Raw genomic sequence first — 16,909 nt, forward strand, 5'->3', positions numbered from 1 at the left:
ACCAGAGACGAACCTGATGCCCGTACCCGATCTGTTCCGCGACGGCCTGGCCCGAGGCTGGAAAACCCACAACGGCGCCGCCCTCGACAACGACCTGACCCTGGAAGCCGATGTAGCCATTATCGGCAGCGGTGCCGGAGGCGGCACCACCGCCGAAATCCTCAGCGCCGCCGGCTACAAAGTGTTGTTGATCGAAGAAGGCCCACTCAAGACCAGCAGCGACTTCAAGCTGCTGGAGGACGAAGCCTATGCCAGCCTTTACCAGGAGGGCATCGGGCGTATGAGCAAGGACGGCGCCATCACTATCCTGCAAGGCCGGGCGGTGGGCGGCACCACCTTGATCAACTGGACCTCCAGTTTTCGCACACCCGACGCCACCCTCGCTCACTGGGCCAGCGAATACGCAGTGAAAGGTCATAGCAGCGCAGAGATGGCGCCCTGGTTCGAAAAAATGGAACAGCGCCTGGGCATCGCGCCGTGGGCGCTGCCGCCGAATGCCAACAACGATGTGATCCGCAAAGGCTGCGAAAAACTCGGCTACAGCTGGCACGTGATCCCACGCAATGTGCGCGGCTGCTTCAACCTGGGTTATTGCGGCATGGGCTGCCCGGTCAATGCCAAGCAGTCGATGCTGGTGACGACTATCCCCTCCACCCTGGAAAACGGCGGCGAGCTGCTGTATCTGGCCCGCGCCGAGCAGCTCAAATACAGTGGCGACACTATCAGCAGCCTGGAGTGCGTGGCCATGGACGAACGCTGCGTGGCACCCACCGGACGCAAGATCAGCGTGAAGGCCAGGCACTACGTGCTGTCGGGCGGCGGCATCAACAGCCCGGCCCTGCTGATGCGCTCGGACGCACCCGACCCGCATTCGCGGCTGGGCAAACGCACCTTTCTACATCTGGTCAACTTTTCCGCCGGGTTGTTCGACGAAGTGATCAACCCGTTCTACGGTGCGCCGCAGTCGATCTATTCCGACCATTTCCAATGGCAGGACGGCACCACCGGTAAAATGTCCTACAAGCTTGAAGCACCGCCTTTGCACCCAGGGTTGGCCAGCACCCTGTTCGGCGGCTACGGCGCGCAAAACGCACTGGACATGAATCGACTGCCCCACACCCACGCCATGCTCGCACTGCTGCGCGACGGTTTTCACCCCGACAGCCTGGGCGGCACTGTGGATCTGCGTGGTGACGGCACGCCGGTGCTCGACTATCAGGTCTCACCCTACGCCTGGGATGGCCTGCGCCGGGCCTTCCACAGCATGGCCGAGATCCAGTTCGCCGCAGGAGCCAAATCGGTCAAGCCCCTGCATCACGATGCAAGGTTCGTGAACACCTTGGCCGAAGCACGCAGCGTGATTGACGGCTTGAGCCTGGAACTGCACCGCACAACCCTGGGCAGCGCCCATGTGATGGGCGGTTGTGCCATGGGCGAAGACCCGAAAAACGCCGTGGCCGACAGCCTTGGCCGACATCATCAGTTGCGCAACCTGTCGATTCACGATGGCTCGTTGTTCCCCACCAGCATTGGCGCCAACCCGCAATTGTCGGTGTACGGATTGACCGCGCAACTCGCGACAGCGTTGGCCGAACGTCTGAAAACGGCATGAAAAAGCGTGGGATTAACGACCTCTATCTACATAAGTCGACTTGGCCGACCGGGATGGCTGCGATACCATCCGGTTCCCCAACGGACTCCGCCAGGACGACGCGATGAACCGAGTGTTGTACCCAGGTACCTTCGACCCGATTACCAAAGGCCATGGCGATCTGGTCGAACGCGCCTCTCGCCTGTTCGACCATGTGATCATCGCGGTCGCGGCCAGCCCCAAGAAAAACCCGCTGTTTCCCCTGGAACAGCGCGTGGAGCTGGCGCGTGAGGTCACCAAGCACCTGCCTAACGTGGAAGTAGTGGGCTTTTCGACGCTGCTGGCGCATTTCGCCAAGGAGCAGAACGCCAATGTGTTCCTGCGTGGCCTGCGCGCGGTGTCGGACTTCGAATACGAATTCCAGCTGGCCAACATGAACCGCCAACTGGCGCCGGATGTGGAAAGCCTGTTCCTCACGCCGTCGGAACGTTATTCGTTCATTTCCTCGACGTTAGTCCGTGAAATCGCGGCTTTGGGCGGAGATATCACCAAGTTCGTCCATCCTGCGGTGGCAGATGCACTGACCCTGCGCTTCAAGAAGTAAGACCGCTCAAGCGGCGCCTGCTCGCACTGCGGGCGCCAATGCGGCACAATTGCGCGCATTAGTTTTCAGATGCCTTGGCCGCGCGCCCTGGCAGGAGTTTCCATGTCCCTGATCATCACCGACGATTGCATCAACTGCGACGTCTGCGAACCCGAGTGCCCGAACGCTGCGATCTCCCAAGGCGAAGAGATCTATGTGATCGACCCTAACCTGTGCACCCAGTGCGTTGGCCATTACGACGAACCCCAGTGCCAGCAGGTTTGCCCGGTGGATTGCATTCCGCTGGATGAGGCACATCCTGAGACTGAAGAGCAGTTGATGGAGAAGTATCGGAAGATTACCGGTAAGGCTTAAGTTTTTTAGTGCCTGTGAGGGCCTCATCGGGGGCAAGCCCCCTCCCACATTTTGAATGTGTTCACAAATCAAAGTGTGGGAGGGGGCTTGCCCCCGATGGCGATATCAGCCATCACACAGCACTCAGCTCTGGCACTTGGGGCAAAACACACTCGCCCGCTGCCCCAGCACCACATTGCGCAACTCGGTCCCACAGACCTTGCACGCCTCGCCGCCACGGCCATACACGTACAGTTCCTGCTGGAAATACCCCGGCTGCCCATCGCCGCCGATAAAGTCCCGCAGCGTAGTACCGCCCCGCTCGATAGCAGCGGCCAGCACCCGTTTGATCTCAATCGCCAGCTTCAAATAGCGCCCGCGTGAAATGCCACCCGCCGCACGCCGCGGGTCAATACCCGCCGCAAACAGCGCTTCCGTCGCATAGATATTGCCCACCCCTACCACTACCGCGTTGTCCATGATGAACGGCTTCACCGCCATCGATTTGCCGCGCGACAGCTGGAACAAACGTTCGCCGTCAAACAGCTCGGTCAACGGTTCCGGCCCCAGGCGAATCAGCAGTTCGTGGTTGTGCGGGTCCTGGCTCCAGAGCATTGCACCGAAACGTCGAGGGTCGGTGTAGCGCAAGGCCAGGCCGGATTCGAGTTCGATGTCGACATGTTCATGCTTGAGCGCAGGCATGCCCACCTCCACCAGGCGCAGGTTGCCCGACATGCCCAAGTGACTGATCAAGGTGCCCACCTCGGCATTGATCAACAGGTACTTGGCCCGCCGTTCCACCAGCACGATACGCTGCCCCGACAGGCGCACATCCAGGTCTTCCGGGATCGGCCAGCGCAGGCGCCGGTCACGCACCACCACGCGGCTGACGCGCTGGCCTTCCAAATGCGGGGCAATCCCGCGCCGGGTGGTTTCGACTTCTGGTAACTCGGGCATGTGTACCTCTTGAATAACGGGTCAGTGCGCGCCCAGTTCGCGGATCGACAACTTCAGGCTCTCGAAGTCGTAGTCCGACAGGCCCACGTAATCCAGCACCAGATGGCCAATCGCGTTCCACTCATGGTCCACGGCCTGGTTGCCCAGCACGCGACAGGACGAACAGATATGCTCGGCCATCTTCAAAATCGCCAGTAGGTTCTTGAGCTGCGGATTGCGCGACGTCTCATCGCTGAAAATCGCCAGGGCATTGTGGTGATTGGCGATGGCATCGGTCACATGTTCCGGCAGGCGCCAGGACTTGGCGGTGTAGTAGCCGACCACCGCATGGTTGGTGTTGAACGCGTTGTTCTCGGTGTCGACCACGCGGCGCTCGGGGCCGGCGCTGGCATAAGCCTGCTCCAGCACCGCCATGTAGTTGGGGAAACGCTTGAGCATCAGCGGCACGCCACAATCATGGAACAAGCCCAAGGCATAGGCCTCGTCCACCGCCTGGGTGCCGGTGCGCTTGGCCAGGGTGAGGCAGGTCATGGCCACATCCTGGGCGGTGTCCCAGAAGCGGTTGAGGGTGACGATGGTGTCGTCGCTCATCTCGCCCTTGATCGACAAGGCATTGATCAGGTTGATGACCGACCGACTGCCCAACAGGTTAACCGCACGCTGGATGGAGGCGATCTTGTTGCTCAAGCCGTAATACGACGAGTTGACGATCTTGAGCAACGCGCCAGACAAGCCCGGGTCTTGGGCGATCAACCGTGCGATCACTTCCAGGTCCGGGTCGGGCATGTACTGCTCCATCTGCAAATCCACCATGATCTGCGGTTGGGGCGGCACGCTGATGCCTTGCAGGACCTGTTGGATCTGCTCGGCGGAAAGCTCTTGGGACATAAGTACACACTCTGGGCTAGACGCGAATTCTAACCCTTATGCGGACATGGCCGACACCCACAACCCAAACTGAAACCCTCCCACATGTCCGGTGCCGCCGCCAAATAATGCGCAACACGCTATACTCCCGCTCTTTTTTCCGGAGCGACGTCATGTCCCTGCCAAGCCTGCGTCTCAAAGCCAACGCCGATCGTCGTTTGCGCAACGGCCACCTGTGGGTCTACAGCAACGAAATCGACGTGGCCGCCACACCACTCCATGGCTTCCAGGCAGGCGACCAGGCGATCCTGGAAGCGGCCGGCGGCAAGACCCTGGGCATCGTGGCCATGAGCCCGAACAACCTGATCTGCGCTCGCCTGCTGTCGCGCGACATCAAGTTGCCGTTGGACAAGTCGCTGCTGGTGCACCGCCTGAACGTCGCCCTGTCCCTGCGTGACCGCCTGTTCGACAAGCCGTTCTATCGCCTGGTCTATGGTGATTCCGACCTGCTGCCTGGCTTGGTGGTCGACCGTTTCGGCGACATCCTGGTGGTACAGATCGCCTCGGCGACCATGGAAGCCCATAAAGAAGACGTGATCGCCGCGCTGACCCAAGTGCTCAAGCCGAGCGGCATCCTGTTCAAGAACGACTCCGCCGCACGTGACGCCGAAGGGCTCAACCGCTATGTCGAAACCGTGTTCGGCCTGGTGCCGGAGTGGGTGGCGCTGGAAGAAAACGGCGTGAAATTCGAAGCCCCGGTGATCCAGGGCCAGAAAACCGGCTGGTTCTACGACCACCGCATGAATCGCGCCCGCCTGGCCCCGTATGCCAAGGGCAAGCGTGTGCTCGACCTGTACAGCTACATCGGCGGCTGGGGCGTGCAAGCCGCCGCCTTTGGCGCCAGTGAAGTGTTCTGCGTCGATGCGTCGGCCTTCGCCCTCGACGGCGTCGAGCGCAACGCCGCGCTGAACGGTGTTGCCGAGAAGATGACCTGCATCGAAGGCGACGTATTCGAAGCCCTCAAGGAACTGAAAGCCAGCGAAGAGCGCTTCGACGTGATCGTCGCCGACCCACCGGCCTTCATCAAGCGCAAGAAAGACATGAAGAACGGCGAAGGCGCCTACCGCCGCCTCAACGAGCAAGCCATGCGCCTGCTCAGCAAGGACGGCATCCTCGTCAGCGCCTCGTGCTCCATGCACCTGCCGGAAGACGATCTGCAGAACATCCTGTTGACCAGCGCCCGCCACCTGGACCGCAATATCCAGATGCTCGAGCGTGGCGGTCAGGGTCCGGATCACCCGGTACACCCAGCGATTGTCGAAACACGCTATATCAAGAGCATTACGTGCCGGTTGTTGCCTAATAGCTAATAGGCTATAGGCCCCGCAGGAGCACTCAACGGGTGTTCCTACGGGATTTTCGGAATTGTCCTGCCGCAGCATCCATTGACTTTGCTTGCAGCCAGATCGACCCTCGTTTCCCCCTCACGGATCGAGCGAACAGGCTGATGCTGCATCGTGCGCCCTCATCAAAAAAGTCATCCATCATCCTTCTGCTGATGACAATGACGTTGCTGGCCGTCTTCCCGCTCGACGTGGTCCTGCCCTCATTCCCCGCCCTCTCCGGCCACTTTCTCACTACGCCTTCCGAGATCGCTCAATCCGTCAGTGTCTTCGCCATTGGCCTGGCGGTCTCGTTGCTGCTGATCGGGCCGTTGTCTGACCTGTTTGGCCGCAAGAAGCTGCTGCTGGCCGGTATTGCACTATCGGCGATTGGCGCAGCGGGATGCTTATTGGCTGAGGACTTTCGATGGTTCATTGGCTTTCGCGTAGTCCAGGCGGTGGGGTGCGGGGCATTTGCTTTGTCACAGGCGCTGATCCAGGACCTGTTCGCCGGTCGGGAACTGGAGCGGATTCGAATCTGGATGACCACCGCCGGAGGGATTTTCATCTCCAGTTCGCCGCTGATGGGGACTTGGCTGCAGCTCCTGGGCGGCTGGCAGGCCAGCTTTTACGTGTTTATCGCGCTGGCAACCGTGGTGTGGCTGTGGTCCGCACGTCTATTGCACGATGCCCGCAGCAGCCACCGCCCGTCCAAGCGACAGTTTTTCAGTGGGTATTGGCTGCTGTTCTCCGACATACGATTTATCGGTTACTGGCTGATTTCTGCCCTGGCCTTTGCCTGTCATTTCTCGTTCATTGTGATGTCGCCACTGATCTTCATGGAGCGCTTGAACCTGTCGGCGTATCAATTTGCCTGGGCACTGCTGCTATATGGCGCGGCCTACGTATTCGGCGGAGTGATTGCCAGCGTCCTGCATCGCAAGATGGACGCAGTCCGTCAAATCAATACCGGCCTGCTGTTGATCGCCCTTTCAGGCCTGGTCATGCTTTGGCTGGCCTGGCAGTTCGGCCTGTCTGCCGCCACGGTGCTGATCCCGATGTTGATCTGCACTGCCGGCACTACCATCTGCCGTCCCATCGCCAACTCCAAGGCCATGAGCCTCTATCCACAACTGGCCGGCACAGCGACCTCCGCCGGTAGCCTGCTGATTTTCATGTGCGGTGGCCTGATCAGCCTGGTGATCAACCTGGCCACCGACAACCTGACCATCGCCCTCGCCCTGTGCTTTCTAATCCTGAGCGCCGCAGGGCTCGCCCTGAATGCACTGATCAAGCCACGCCCACACGTCCCATAGCCGTTATCTTCACGGTTTCGGCCATTCCCTCCAGCCGCCAGCGGTGTAGAATCGGCCCTATTCATCGCCAGTCATCCCCCGGCGGGTTTATGAGCTCGAGGCCCAAGCACGCGGCGATCCCGCGACGCGAGTGGCAACTTCCGGACACACGGCCATTTTTCGGGTGTTCCAGTCGTCAATTAGAAGCTCACTCCCCTTTAGTACTTGATTAGCCGCCCGGAGTGCTCCAATGCCTGATTACCGCTCGAAAACATCCACCCACGGCCGCAACATGGCCGGCGCCCGCGCACTGTGGCGTGCCACGGGGATGAAAGATGACGACTTCAAGAAGCCGATCATCGCGATTGCCAACTCCTTCACCCAGTTCGTACCCGGTCACGTCCACCTCAAGGACCTGGGTCAACTGGTCGCCCGTGAAATCGAACGCGCCGGCGGTGTAGCGAAAGAATTCAACACCATCGCCGTGGATGACGGCATCGCCATGGGTCATGACGGCATGCTGTACTCGCTGCCGAGCCGCGAGATCATCGCCGACTCCGTGGAGTACATGGTCAACGCCCACTGCGCCGACGCCATCGTGTGCATCTCCAACTGCGACAAGATCACCCCCGGCATGTTGATGGCTGCCTTGCGCCTGAACATCCCGGTGATCTTCGTCTCCGGCGGGCCGATGGAAGCCGGCAAGACCAAGCTCGCTTCCCACGGCCTCGACCTGGTCGACGCCATGGTGATCGCCGCCGATTCCAGCGCCTCTGACGAGAAGGTCGCGGAATACGAGCGTAGCGCCTGTCCGACTTGTGGTTCGTGCTCCGGCATGTTCACCGCCAACTCGATGAACTGCCTGGTCGAAGCCCTGGGCCTGGCCTTGCCGGGCAACGGTTCCACGCTGGCCACCCACAGCGACCGCGAGCAGCTGTTCCTGCAGGCCGGCCGCACCATCGTCGAGCTGTGCAAGCGTTACTACGGCGAGAACGATGAGTCGGTGTTGCCGCGCAATATCGCCAACTTCAAGGCGTTCGAAAACGCCATGACCCTGGACATCGCCATGGGCGGTTCCACCAACACCATCCTGCATTTGCTGGCCGCGGCCCAGGAAGCCGAGATCGATTTCGACCTGCGCGACATCGACCGCCTGTCCCGCCACGTGCCGCAACTGTGCAAGGTCGCGCCAAACATCCAGAAGTACCACATGGAAGACGTGCACCGCGCAGGCGGGATCTTCTCGATCCTCGGCTCCCTGGCCCGCGGCGGCCTGCTGCACACCGACCTGCCGACCGTGCACAGCAAGTCCATCGCCGAAGGCATCGCCAAATGGGACATCACCCAGACCGACGACGAAGCCGTACACACCTTCTTCAAGGCCGGCCCGGCGGGCATCCCGACCCAGACCGCCTTCAGCCAGTCGACCCGTTGGGACAGCCTGGACACCGACCGTGAAAACGGCTGCATCCGCAGTGTCGAGCACGCCTACTCCCAGGAAGGCGGCCTGGCCGTGCTGTACGGCAACATCGCCCTCGACGGCTGCGTGGTGAAAACCGCGGGTGTGGATGAGTCCATCCATGTCTTCGAAGGCCGCGCCAAGATCTACGAAAGCCAGGACAGCTCGGTACGCGGCATCCTCGCCGACGAGGTCAAGGAAGGCGACATCGTGATCATCCGCTACGAAGGCCCGAAAGGCGGGCCGGGTATGCAGGAGATGCTCTACCCCACCTCGTACCTTAAATCCAAGGGCCTGGGCAAAGCCTGCGCGCTGCTGACCGACGGGCGCTTCTCCGGCGGCACCTCGGGCCTCTCCATCGGCCACGCTTCGCCGGAAGCGGCTGCCGGTGGCGCCATCGGCCTGGTGCAGGATGGCGACAAGGTGCTGATCGACATTCCGAACCGCTCGATCAACCTGTTGATCAGCGACGAAGAACTGGCTGCACGTCGGGTCGAGCAGGACAAGAAGGGTTGGAAGCCGGTGGAAAAACGTCCGCGTAAAGTCACTACTGCGTTGAAGGCCTACGCGTTGTTGGCCACCAGCGCCGACAAGGGTGCCGTACGCAACAAAGCCATGCTCGACGGCCTGTAAGCCCCGCGCATGAAAATGCCCCGCCAGGTGCGGGGCATTTTTTTTGCCTGGAGATAACCCCAAGCACAATGATGATCAAAATGTGGGAGGGGGCTTGCTCCCGATAGCGGTGGGTCAGCCAACATCAATGTTGGCTGGGCCGACGTCTTAGCGGGCAAGCCCCCTCCCACAGAAGTGATGCGTCAGGTTTTAGAACTGTGGGGTGTAGGTCATGGTGAACATCACATTGCGTGGGTCGCCGTAGTAGTTGCTGCCCCAGTTCGCGTTGTAGGCCGGGATGTAATACTTCTTGTCGAACATATTGTTCAGGTTCGCCGCGACGCTGAATTCCTGGTTGATTTTGTAAGCCACACGCGAATCCCACAGCGCATTGCCGGGCACGCTGAAGTTGCGGTCATAGGCTTCGGTGCTGCTTTGCGCAGTCACGCCGGCGCCCACGCTGAACTTCTGCCAGTCGCCCGGCAACTGGTAATCACCCCAGACCTTAAGTTGATGCTTGGGTGTCCAGGTGCTGAATATCTTGCCCTCGTAGGTGTCGTCCTTGAGGAATTTGGTGGTGTTGTAGGTATAGCTGGAAACCAGTTGCAACCCCGGCAACACCTCGCCGCTCAAGGTGGCTTCGAAGCCTTGGCTACGCACCTTCCCCGAGGCAACCGAGCAGTACCAGCCATTGCAGTTCATCGGCCCTTGAAGGTCCTGGACGCCACGGTTTTGCTGGTCGTAGCGAAAGATCGCAAACGAGGTGTTGAGCCGACCGTCCGCCAATTCACCCTTGATACCCAACTCGTAGTTCTTGCCCTCGATGGGCTTAAGCAAAGAGCCCGAGGTAGTCAGGTTGGTTTGCGGCTCAAAGGCATCAGCGTAGCTCGCGTAGGCCGACCATTGTTCATTCAGGGCGTAGACCAGGCCGGCATACGGAGTGACCTTGCCGGAGGTTTGCGTGGTGCTTTCCTCTGGCGCGCCATACGTACCGCGGGAACCGCTCTGGCCTATGTAGGAATACTCATACCAACTGGTGCGCGCGCCTAGGATAAGGGTCAAGGGGTCCAGCACTTTCACCCGCCAGGTGCCGTAGATGCCTTTCTGGCGTATGTCATACCAGCTATTCGACGCGTTGCCCTGGGCGAACAGCTGGTATTTGTCGCGCTGCGGGCGGTTGTGGTCAATGTTGAAGATATCCGCGCCCGCCGTTGCAGCGCGTGCCCATTGGTCATCGGTGGTCAGTTTGGAATAGTTCGCCCCCAGCACCATCTCCTGCTGGAAGCCCAGGCCCTCGAAGGTGCCGTTTACATACACGTCCGCACCGCGGCTCTTGGTATTGAAGTCGGTGACCCAGTCCACATACCGCACGTTGCCGGCGGTGCCCGGGTTGGGGATAGCGTCCCAGGTTGCCTGGTAGGTCGCGTCGTTATGTTCATCCATGGCTACCAGCGCGGCTTTGATCTTCCAGTCATCGTTGAAGTGATGCTCCACCTCGGCGAACACCTGGGTCTGGTTATTGCCCGCACGGTTCCAGCTGGCGCCGACAAAGGTAGAGCGCGGCAGACCGATATCGTTGCCGTTGGCATAACGCGGCAGCGACATGAAGTTGGGGCGCGAATGACCCTTCTGGTTGCTGATGCCCACACCGATAGTAGTGTCGGGAGTGAAGTCATAGTCGACGGCGGCGTACACCGTCTGGTTCCAGCCACCGGCGTAGTCGACGAATGAGTGGGTGGTGTCGTAGTCCGCTACAAAGCGGCCACGCAAAGTCCCTTCGGCGTTGAGCGGGCCGCCCGCGTCGACCTGGGTGCCGTAGTGGTCCCAGGAGCCGGCCTTGGCGGTGAGGGTGACGGTCGGGTCCTGCTGGCCACGCTTGCGCACCAGGTTCATGGTGCCGCCGGGGCTGTTGGCGCCTTGCAGCAAGGCGGCCGGGCCGCGCAGGGTTTCCACACGGTCATAGATCGCCATGTTTTCGGTGAGGTAACTGCCCAGCGCGTAGGTATTACGTGGGATTGGTACGCCGTCGTATTGCAGGGTGCCGATTTCGAAACCACGGGAGAAGATGAACATACCCGGCCCGGGGGATTTGGTCGCCGTCAGGCCCGGGGTACGCTTGACCACCTCGGAAAGCTTAGTGGTGTTCTGGTCATCCATTTGTTTACGGGTCATGACGCTGACCGATTGCGGGATGTCCTTGAGCTTCTGCTCACCCTTGCCCAGGGTCACCGCACCGGTGGTGTAGGAGCCACTGCCTTCGGTGGTAGCGCCCAGATGTGCGGCGCTGATGGTGGTGGCGCCGACTTCGATAGCGGCGCCGGTGGCTACGCGCTTCTCCAGGGTCACGGTGTCGGTGTTGATAAACGCCGCACTCAGGCCCGTACCACCAAGCAATTGCGCCAAGGCTTCGCGCTGGCCGAGATGGCCACTCACCCCGGGCGACACCACCCCTTGGGTCAACTCACCGGACACCAGCACCTGCACGCGCGTCACCGCTGAAAATGCCGCCAGCGCGCCGTCGAGGCTTTGCCCGGGGATATCGAAACGGTAAGCCTGGGCCTGGGTGGCCTCGGCAGCTTGCAGGGATAGCGACGCAGTGCCGGTCAAGCAAATGACCAGCGCGAGCAAGGGCGATGCGGCGAATCGGTGTGCCATGGATGGAACTCCCCGGTGCAAAAAGTCTGTAATCGGCGCGGCACTACTTGAGAGTGCTTACTATTTGCGCCTCAGTGATCAAGGACGAATGCTCACCGGAAAACCCTGAAAGTATTTTCAAAAAAAATTGCGACTACGACGCCTTGCCCTCGCGCAGCACCAGCAAATACGGGGTGTAATGCTCGGCACGCAGGTTGAGGGTGTGTTCCAGCGCCTTGATTACCGCGTCGGGTTTATCGATTTCAAACACGCCGGAGACCACGCGATTGCGCAATGCGTCGCCGAGTATCAGGGTCTTGCCCGGCCAATAACGGTTCAGCTCGCTGACCACGTCCGACAGCGGTTGCTGGCGAAACACCAGTTGCCGCTGGCGCCAGGCAAACCCGCTGGCCGCGTCGAAACCGTGGACTTCAGCCAGGCGTTTGTCCTGGTACTCCACCGCCCGTCCCGGCTCCAGATACACCGGTATGCCACTGCCGGAACTAACCTGCACCTTGCCCTGAGCCACTTGCACGTGGGTTTGCGCATCGCGTCGCGCCACACTGAACCGGGTGCCGACCACCTTCACCCAGCCGTCGCCGGATTGCACCACGAACGGTCGCGCCGGGTCCTTGGCCACCTCGAAGAAACCTTCGCCGCGCAACAAGCGCACCTGGCGCTCGCCTGCACTCATGCGCACCTGTATGGCACTGTCGGTATTGAGCTGCAGGTGGGAGCCATCGGCCAGTTCGATGCTGCGTGACTCGCCGGTGCCGGTGGCATAGTCCGCACGCATACGGTCAAGCCAAGGTGTGTTTTGCACAGTCAGGCCTACCGCCAGCAGCACGGCCGCGGCGCAGGCCCAGCGCCGTGCGGGCTGGCGCCAGGCAGCCTGTTCGGCGCGGCGAACTACCCGCGCCGGTTCGTGCAAGCCGTCGAGCATCGCCTGCACTTCCTGCCAGGCGGCATGCTGGGCATCGCCCCGCTCCAGCCAGATGGCGAAAGCCTGCAGTTCGCTAGGTGTGACATCCTCGGCCTGCAGGCGGAAATACCAGGCGGATGCTTCGTCGAACAGTTCGTCGGCTGTGGGGGTAGCGTTCATGACCGACGTCCTTGTTCATCACAGGCAAGCCGCTTCTTGATAAAGCCACGGCATTCAATCAAGGCGCGACGCAATTGGTATTCAACACTGCGCGGGCTGATCGACAGGCGTTCGCCGATCTCGCGATAGGAAAGTTCGTCGACATGATAAAGCAGGAAGATCTGCCGAGTCGCTTCGGGCAACGCCAGGATGGCAGCCTGCATTAACTGTTCCTGCTGGTAGGCCGCCAATTGTTCATCGGCGCCTGGGTTGCTGCACGGCAGTTCATCGCTGGGCTCCCCGGCATCCAGGCGCTCGCGGCGGATGGCCTGGCGCTGATGATCGCGCACCAGGTTGCTGGCGATGGTGAAAAGGAAGGCAGGAAGGTTATCGATTTTGTCGCCGGAATCCAGCCGCGCCAGGCGCAGGAAAGATTCCTGGGTCAGGTCGGCGGCCACTTGGGCACTGCCGGTGCGGCGAGTGACGAAGGCTTCGAGGGCTTTCTTCTGCTCCGCGAACAGGCGCGCGATCTGCGAATTCCAGGAGAGCACGGCACTACCTTGAGAAGAACGTGGGGTTCAGGAGATGTGCACGCTAGCAGAGGATGAGATTGGTTCGCAATTGATATCTATTTATAGCTCTGGGTTTTGTGGTGTTCTTCAGATAGCCATCGGGGGCAAGCCCCCTCCCACATTTTGATTTGTGAACACATTTCAAATGTGGGAGCTGGCTTGCCTGCGATAAGGACGACTCGGTTTTACTGAATCTCCTCCGGCTTGACGATCACCCAGTTCTTGTCCGCCGTCACTGGCAGTCCTTCCTTGGCTTGCGCCGCCGCGTGCTTGGCGATCATGCCGTTAAGCTGGGTCATGTATTTGTCCTTGCGGTTGATCCACAGGTGGATCCCGCCCTTGGCCACGTCCACATCGTGGAACAGCATGTAGCCGTCGCTGGTGGGTGTATCACCGCCGACAATCACCGGTTTTTTCCATTCGTCGATGTAGGTGAGGATCGCCGCGTGCTTGCCGGCCATCCAGGTTGCCGGGGTCCACAGGTAAGGGGTCAGCTCCAGGCCGAGGTTGGCGTTCTGGTCATACTTGCCGGCGGCGATCTGCTTGCGGGCGGTGGTCAGCTCGCCGGTCTTGCGATCCTTGAGCAGGGTGCTCACGCCGATGACGTTTTCGGGTTTGACGTTGTAGCCGTACTTCGGATCGGCAGCGACCATGCGCACCAGTTCCTCGGAAGCGGCGGTCATCACGTACACCTCGATGCCGTTTTCCATCAGTTTGTTGTATAGCTCGGCCTGGCCAGTGAAGACTTTCGGCGGCTGCACTTCAGACTGCTTCACCGCGTCGCCTTCGAAGTAACTGACCGGCACCGGCTTGCCGGACGCCATCAGCTCGTCCACCTGGACTTTGAGTTCCTTGAGGGTGAAGCCGGAGAACACCTGGGCGACCCACGGATAGCAGACCATGTCGTCGACTTCACAAAGACGATAGTAGTAACTGAACAGGCTTTCCTTATGTTCGGCGGTGTCCTTGAACGGCATCAGCTTGAGCGAAGGATCAAGGCTGTCGCGGGTGATCAGGCCTTTGTTTTCCATGTACGGCAGCAGGGACTCTTCGAGGTCGTAGCGGTAGCTGGTGTTGTCCATGTCGAACACCGCGTAGTTACCCTTATTGGCGTTGGCGGCGATCATTGCGCTCAACTGCTTGGCAGCCGGCGCCGGCCAGTGTTTCAACTCGGTGGCGGCGAACGCCTGGCTGGCGAGTCCGAGGAGGAAAGCGGCGGATACCAGTAGTTTCGGCGCAAGCTTCATAGACGTTGTCTCCCTGAGTGAAAGACATCGACGCTAACAAATCCGTATGACAGTTATCGCCCGGGCGCGACTGCTGACGTCTTGATCACGCCAAGGGCATAGGTATGAGCGCCATTGGCTTATTCCAAAAACGACAGTCGCCATTCCATATCGGTATTAAATCATTATATTTCAAGCTGTTAGGCTTCCCGGTTCGCAATCGCAGGCTCACGCGATTGGCTGCCTTCTCAACGGAGCTTCAATGAATCTGCCCCTGATTCTCAATTTATTGGTGTTCGTGGCCCTCTTGCTGGGCCTGGCACAAACCCGTCGTACGAACTGGAGCCTGGCCAAGAAGGTGCTCTTCGCCTTGGTTCTGGGCGTACTGTTCGGTGCGGCCTTGCACACGATATACGGCGACGGCAACCCGGTGCTCAAAGCTTCCATCGGCTGGTTTGACCTGGTCGGCAATGGCTATGTGCAACTGCTGCAGATGATCGTGATCCCACTGGTGTTCGCCTCGATCCTCAGTGCCGTGGCACGCCTGCATAACGCTTCTTCCCTGGGCAAGATCAGCTTCCTGACCATCGGCACGCTGCTGTTCACTACCGCCATCGCGGCGTTGATCGGTATCGGCCTGACCAACCTGTTCGGCCTCACTGCCGAAGGCTTGGTGGCCGGCACCCAGGAAATGGCGCGCCTGCAAGTGATCCAGAGTGATTACGCCGGCAAGGTTGCCGACCTGAATATTCCGCAATTGCTGCTGTCGTTCGTGCCAGCCAACCCGTTCGCCGACCTGGCGCGGGCCAAGCCGACATCGATCATCAGCGTAGTGATTTTCGCCGCCTTCCTGGGGGTCGCCGCGCTGCAACTGCTCAAGGATGACGTGGAGAAAGGCCAGAAGGTTGTCAACGCCATCGACACCCTGCAAGCCTGGGTGATGCGCCTGGTGCGCCTGGTGATGAAGCTGACGCCGTACGGAGTATTGGCGCTGATGACCAAGGTGGTCGCCGGTTCCAACCTGCAAGACATCATCAAGCTCGGCAGTTTCGTGGTGGTGTCGTACCTGGCCCTGGGCCTGATGTTCGTGGTGCACGGCCTGCTGCTGTCCCTGGCCGGGATCAACCCGCTGCGCTTCTTCCGCAAGGTCTGGCCGGTGCTGACCTTTGCCTTTACCAGCCGCTCCAGCGCAGCGAGCATCCCGCTGAGCATCGAGGCACAGACCCGTCGCCTGGGTATCCCGCAATCCATCGCCGGCTTCGCCGCCTCGTTTGGCGCGACCATCGGCCAGAACGGTTGCGCCGGTCTTTACCCGGCGATGTTGGCGGTGATGGTCGCGCCGACCGTGGGCATCAACCCCCTGGACCCGCTGTGGATCGCGACCCTGGTAGCGATTGTGACCTTGAGTTCGGCGGGCGTTGCCGGCGTGGGCGGTGGTGCGACCTTTGCCGCGCTGATCGTACTGCCGGCCATGGGCTTGCCGGTGTCACTGGTGGCGCTGCTGATTTCCGTGGAGCCGCTGATCGACATGGGCCGCACGGCGTTGAACGTCAATGGTTCGATGACGGCGGGTGCTATTACCAGCCAGATCATGGGGCAGACGGATAAAGCGCTGTTGAATGCCGATGAGCATGCCGAGTTAGCGCAGGCCTGATAGACCCCTATCGGGAGCAAGCCCCCTCCCACACACTTGAATGTATTCACAAATCAAAATGTAGGAGGGGGCTTGCCCCCGATGCTTTTAGGCTTTTTCCCAGACTTCGAAGTTGTAGGCCGGCTTATCGCCTTCAGCTGGATTCTCCAGATTCGACACCAGCTTCCACTGGTTCGTATCAAACTCTGGAAACCACGCATCCCCTTCCGGGCTCAACGCCACCCGCGTCAGATATAGGCGATCGGCCTGCTCCAGCCCCTGCGCATACAACTGCGCGCCGCCGATCAGCATCAGCTCGTCCACGCCTTGGGCCTTGGCCCATTCCTCAGCCCGTTCTATCGCCGCTTCCAGTGACGGAAAAACTTGCGCACCTTCGAGCGCCAGATCGGTCTGACGGCTGACCACCAGGTTCAAGCGCCCCGGCAGCGGTCGGCCCAGGGAGTCCCAGGTCTTGCGCCCCATGATGATCGGCTTGCCGAGCGTGGTGGCCTTGAAATATTTGAAATCCCCCGGCAAATGCCAGGGCATGCTGTTGTCGACGCCGATCACGCGGTTTTCACCGAGGGCTGCGATCAGGCTTAAAGGGAGAGATTTTTTCATGGCGACGAGAATACCAGAGGCGCGAGCCAGCGGTTATGCTCC

14 protein-coding genes are annotated in these 16,909 nt (G+C 60.5%); 7 read left to right on the top strand and 7 right to left on the bottom strand.

The window, feature by feature from the left end:
- Positions 1-16: 16 nt before the first annotated feature.
- The 3 genes from BLU48_RS26535 to BLU48_RS26545 all read left to right on the top strand — a co-directional run bounded on the left by BLU48_RS26535 (position 17) and on the right by BLU48_RS26545 (position 2,549).
- The gene (locus BLU48_RS26535; RefSeq protein ID WP_057022820.1) at positions 17-1,612 is read left to right on the top strand and encodes a GMC family oxidoreductase; all 1,596 of its coding nucleotides are present in this window, start codon (positions 17-19) and stop codon (positions 1,610-1,612) included.
- Positions 1,613-1,715: 103 nt separating this feature from the next.
- Entirely contained in the window at positions 1,716-2,195 is a 480-nt protein-coding gene (coaD, locus tag BLU48_RS26540) for a pantetheine-phosphate adenylyltransferase (protein WP_003176711.1), read from the top strand.
- Positions 2,196-2,297: 102 nt separating this feature from the next.
- Positions 2,298-2,549, top strand: a complete 252-nt coding sequence (locus tag BLU48_RS26545) for a YfhL family 4Fe-4S dicluster ferredoxin (protein ID WP_003195146.1) — start codon at positions 2,298-2,300, stop codon at positions 2,547-2,549.
- A gap of 123 nt (positions 2,550-2,672) precedes the next feature.
- Here BLU48_RS26545 and mutM read toward each other — a convergent pair whose 3' ends face one another.
- Both mutM and BLU48_RS26555 read right to left on the bottom strand, forming a co-directional pair.
- Entirely contained in the window at positions 2,673-3,485 is an 813-nt protein-coding gene (mutM, locus tag BLU48_RS26550) for a bifunctional DNA-formamidopyrimidine glycosylase/DNA-(apurinic or apyrimidinic site) lyase (protein ID WP_057022819.1), read from the bottom strand.
- 21 nt (positions 3,486-3,506) lie between these two features.
- Positions 3,507-4,319 (bottom strand): HDOD domain-containing protein, encoded by an 813-nt coding sequence (locus BLU48_RS26555; RefSeq protein WP_172833449.1) that lies wholly within the window; start codon positions 4,317-4,319, stop codon positions 3,507-3,509.
- 206 nt (positions 4,320-4,525) lie between these two features.
- Here BLU48_RS26555 and BLU48_RS26560 point away from each other — a divergent pair, with 206 nt between their 5' ends.
- The 3 genes from BLU48_RS26560 (at position 4,526) to ilvD (ending at position 9,121) form a co-directional block, all read left to right on the top strand.
- On the top strand, positions 4,526-5,722 hold the full coding sequence (locus BLU48_RS26560) for a class I SAM-dependent rRNA methyltransferase (protein WP_015886370.1): 1,197 nt from the start codon (positions 4,526-4,528) through the stop codon (positions 5,720-5,722).
- A 188-nt stretch (positions 5,723-5,910) separates the two neighbouring features.
- Positions 5,911-7,050, top strand: a complete 1,140-nt coding sequence (locus BLU48_RS26565; protein WP_231989000.1) for an MFS transporter — start codon at positions 5,911-5,913, stop codon at positions 7,048-7,050.
- 229 nt (positions 7,051-7,279) lie between these two features.
- Positions 7,280-9,121, top strand: a complete 1,842-nt coding sequence (gene ilvD, locus BLU48_RS26570; protein ID WP_046069958.1) for a dihydroxy-acid dehydratase — start codon at positions 7,280-7,282, stop codon at positions 9,119-9,121.
- Between the two features lie 189 nt (positions 9,122-9,310).
- Here the strand turns inward: ilvD and BLU48_RS26575 are convergent, their stop codons facing one another.
- From BLU48_RS26575 to BLU48_RS26590, 4 genes are all read right to left on the bottom strand, one after another.
- On the bottom strand, positions 9,311-11,755 hold the full coding sequence (locus BLU48_RS26575; RefSeq protein ID WP_057022817.1) for a TonB-dependent siderophore receptor: 2,445 nt from the start codon (positions 11,753-11,755) through the stop codon (positions 9,311-9,313).
- Positions 11,756-11,888: 133 nt separating this feature from the next.
- Positions 11,889-12,836, bottom strand: a complete 948-nt coding sequence (locus BLU48_RS26580) for a FecR family protein (RefSeq protein ID WP_057022816.1) — start codon at positions 12,834-12,836, stop codon at positions 11,889-11,891.
- The gene (locus BLU48_RS26585) at positions 12,833-13,366 is read right to left on the bottom strand and encodes an RNA polymerase sigma factor (RefSeq protein WP_057022815.1); all 534 of its coding nucleotides are present in this window, start codon (positions 13,364-13,366) and stop codon (positions 12,833-12,835) included. The genes BLU48_RS26580 and BLU48_RS26585 overlap by 4 nt, the downstream gene beginning before the upstream one ends.
- A 206-nt stretch (positions 13,367-13,572) precedes the next feature.
- A complete protein-coding gene (locus tag BLU48_RS26590; protein ID WP_057022814.1) occupies positions 13,573-14,634 on the bottom strand; it encodes an HAD family hydrolase in 1,062 nt (353 codons plus the stop codon).
- Positions 14,635-14,875: 241 nt separating this feature from the next.
- Between BLU48_RS26590 and BLU48_RS26595 the strand changes: the two genes are divergently transcribed.
- Complete coding sequence (locus BLU48_RS26595; protein ID WP_057022813.1) at positions 14,876-16,267, top strand: L-cystine transporter; 1,392 nt, start codon at positions 14,876-14,878, stop codon at positions 16,265-16,267.
- 87 nt (positions 16,268-16,354) lie between these two features.
- Here the strand turns inward: BLU48_RS26595 and BLU48_RS26600 are convergent, their stop codons facing one another.
- The gene (locus tag BLU48_RS26600; protein ID WP_057022812.1) at positions 16,355-16,867 is read right to left on the bottom strand and encodes a dihydrofolate reductase; all 513 of its coding nucleotides are present in this window, start codon (positions 16,865-16,867) and stop codon (positions 16,355-16,357) included.
- Positions 16,868-16,909: the final 42 nt, after the last annotated feature.

This window comes from Pseudomonas synxantha (assembly GCF_900105675.1).
GTDB classification, from domain to species: domain Bacteria; phylum Pseudomonadota; class Gammaproteobacteria; order Pseudomonadales; family Pseudomonadaceae; genus Aquipseudomonas; species Aquipseudomonas synxantha.

What these genes read in the sequence shown, in the direction of transcription:
- BLU48_RS26535 (WP_057022820.1), top strand. Translation starts at nt 17, where the DNA reads ATGCCCGTACCCGATCTGTTCCGCGACGGCCTGGCCCGAGGCTGGAAA.
- coaD (WP_003176711.1), top strand. Translation starts at nt 1,716, where the DNA reads ATGAACCGAGTGTTGTACCCAGGTACCTTCGACCCGATTACCAAAGGC.
- BLU48_RS26545 (WP_003195146.1), top strand. Translation starts at nt 2,298, where the DNA reads ATGTCCCTGATCATCACCGACGATTGCATCAACTGCGACGTCTGCGAA.
- mutM (WP_057022819.1), bottom strand. Translation starts at nt 3,485, where the DNA reads ATGCCCGAGTTACCAGAAGTCGAAACCACCCGGCGCGGGATTGCCCCG.
- BLU48_RS26560 (WP_015886370.1), top strand. Translation starts at nt 4,526, where the DNA reads ATGTCCCTGCCAAGCCTGCGTCTCAAAGCCAACGCCGATCGTCGTTTG.
- BLU48_RS26565 (WP_231989000.1), top strand. Translation starts at nt 5,911, where the DNA reads ATGACAATGACGTTGCTGGCCGTCTTCCCGCTCGACGTGGTCCTGCCC.
- ilvD (WP_046069958.1), top strand. Translation starts at nt 7,280, where the DNA reads ATGCCTGATTACCGCTCGAAAACATCCACCCACGGCCGCAACATGGCC.
- BLU48_RS26575 (WP_057022817.1), bottom strand. Translation starts at nt 11,755, where the DNA reads ATGGCACACCGATTCGCCGCATCGCCCTTGCTCGCGCTGGTCATTTGC.
- BLU48_RS26580 (WP_057022816.1), bottom strand. Translation starts at nt 12,836, where the DNA reads ATGAACGCTACCCCCACAGCCGACGAACTGTTCGACGAAGCATCCGCC.
- BLU48_RS26590 (WP_057022814.1), bottom strand. Translation starts at nt 14,634, where the DNA reads ATGAAGCTTGCGCCGAAACTACTGGTATCCGCCGCTTTCCTCCTCGGA.
- BLU48_RS26595 (WP_057022813.1), top strand. Translation starts at nt 14,876, where the DNA reads ATGAATCTGCCCCTGATTCTCAATTTATTGGTGTTCGTGGCCCTCTTG.
- BLU48_RS26600 (WP_057022812.1), bottom strand. Translation starts at nt 16,867, where the DNA reads ATGAAAAAATCTCTCCCTTTAAGCCTGATCGCAGCCCTCGGTGAAAAC.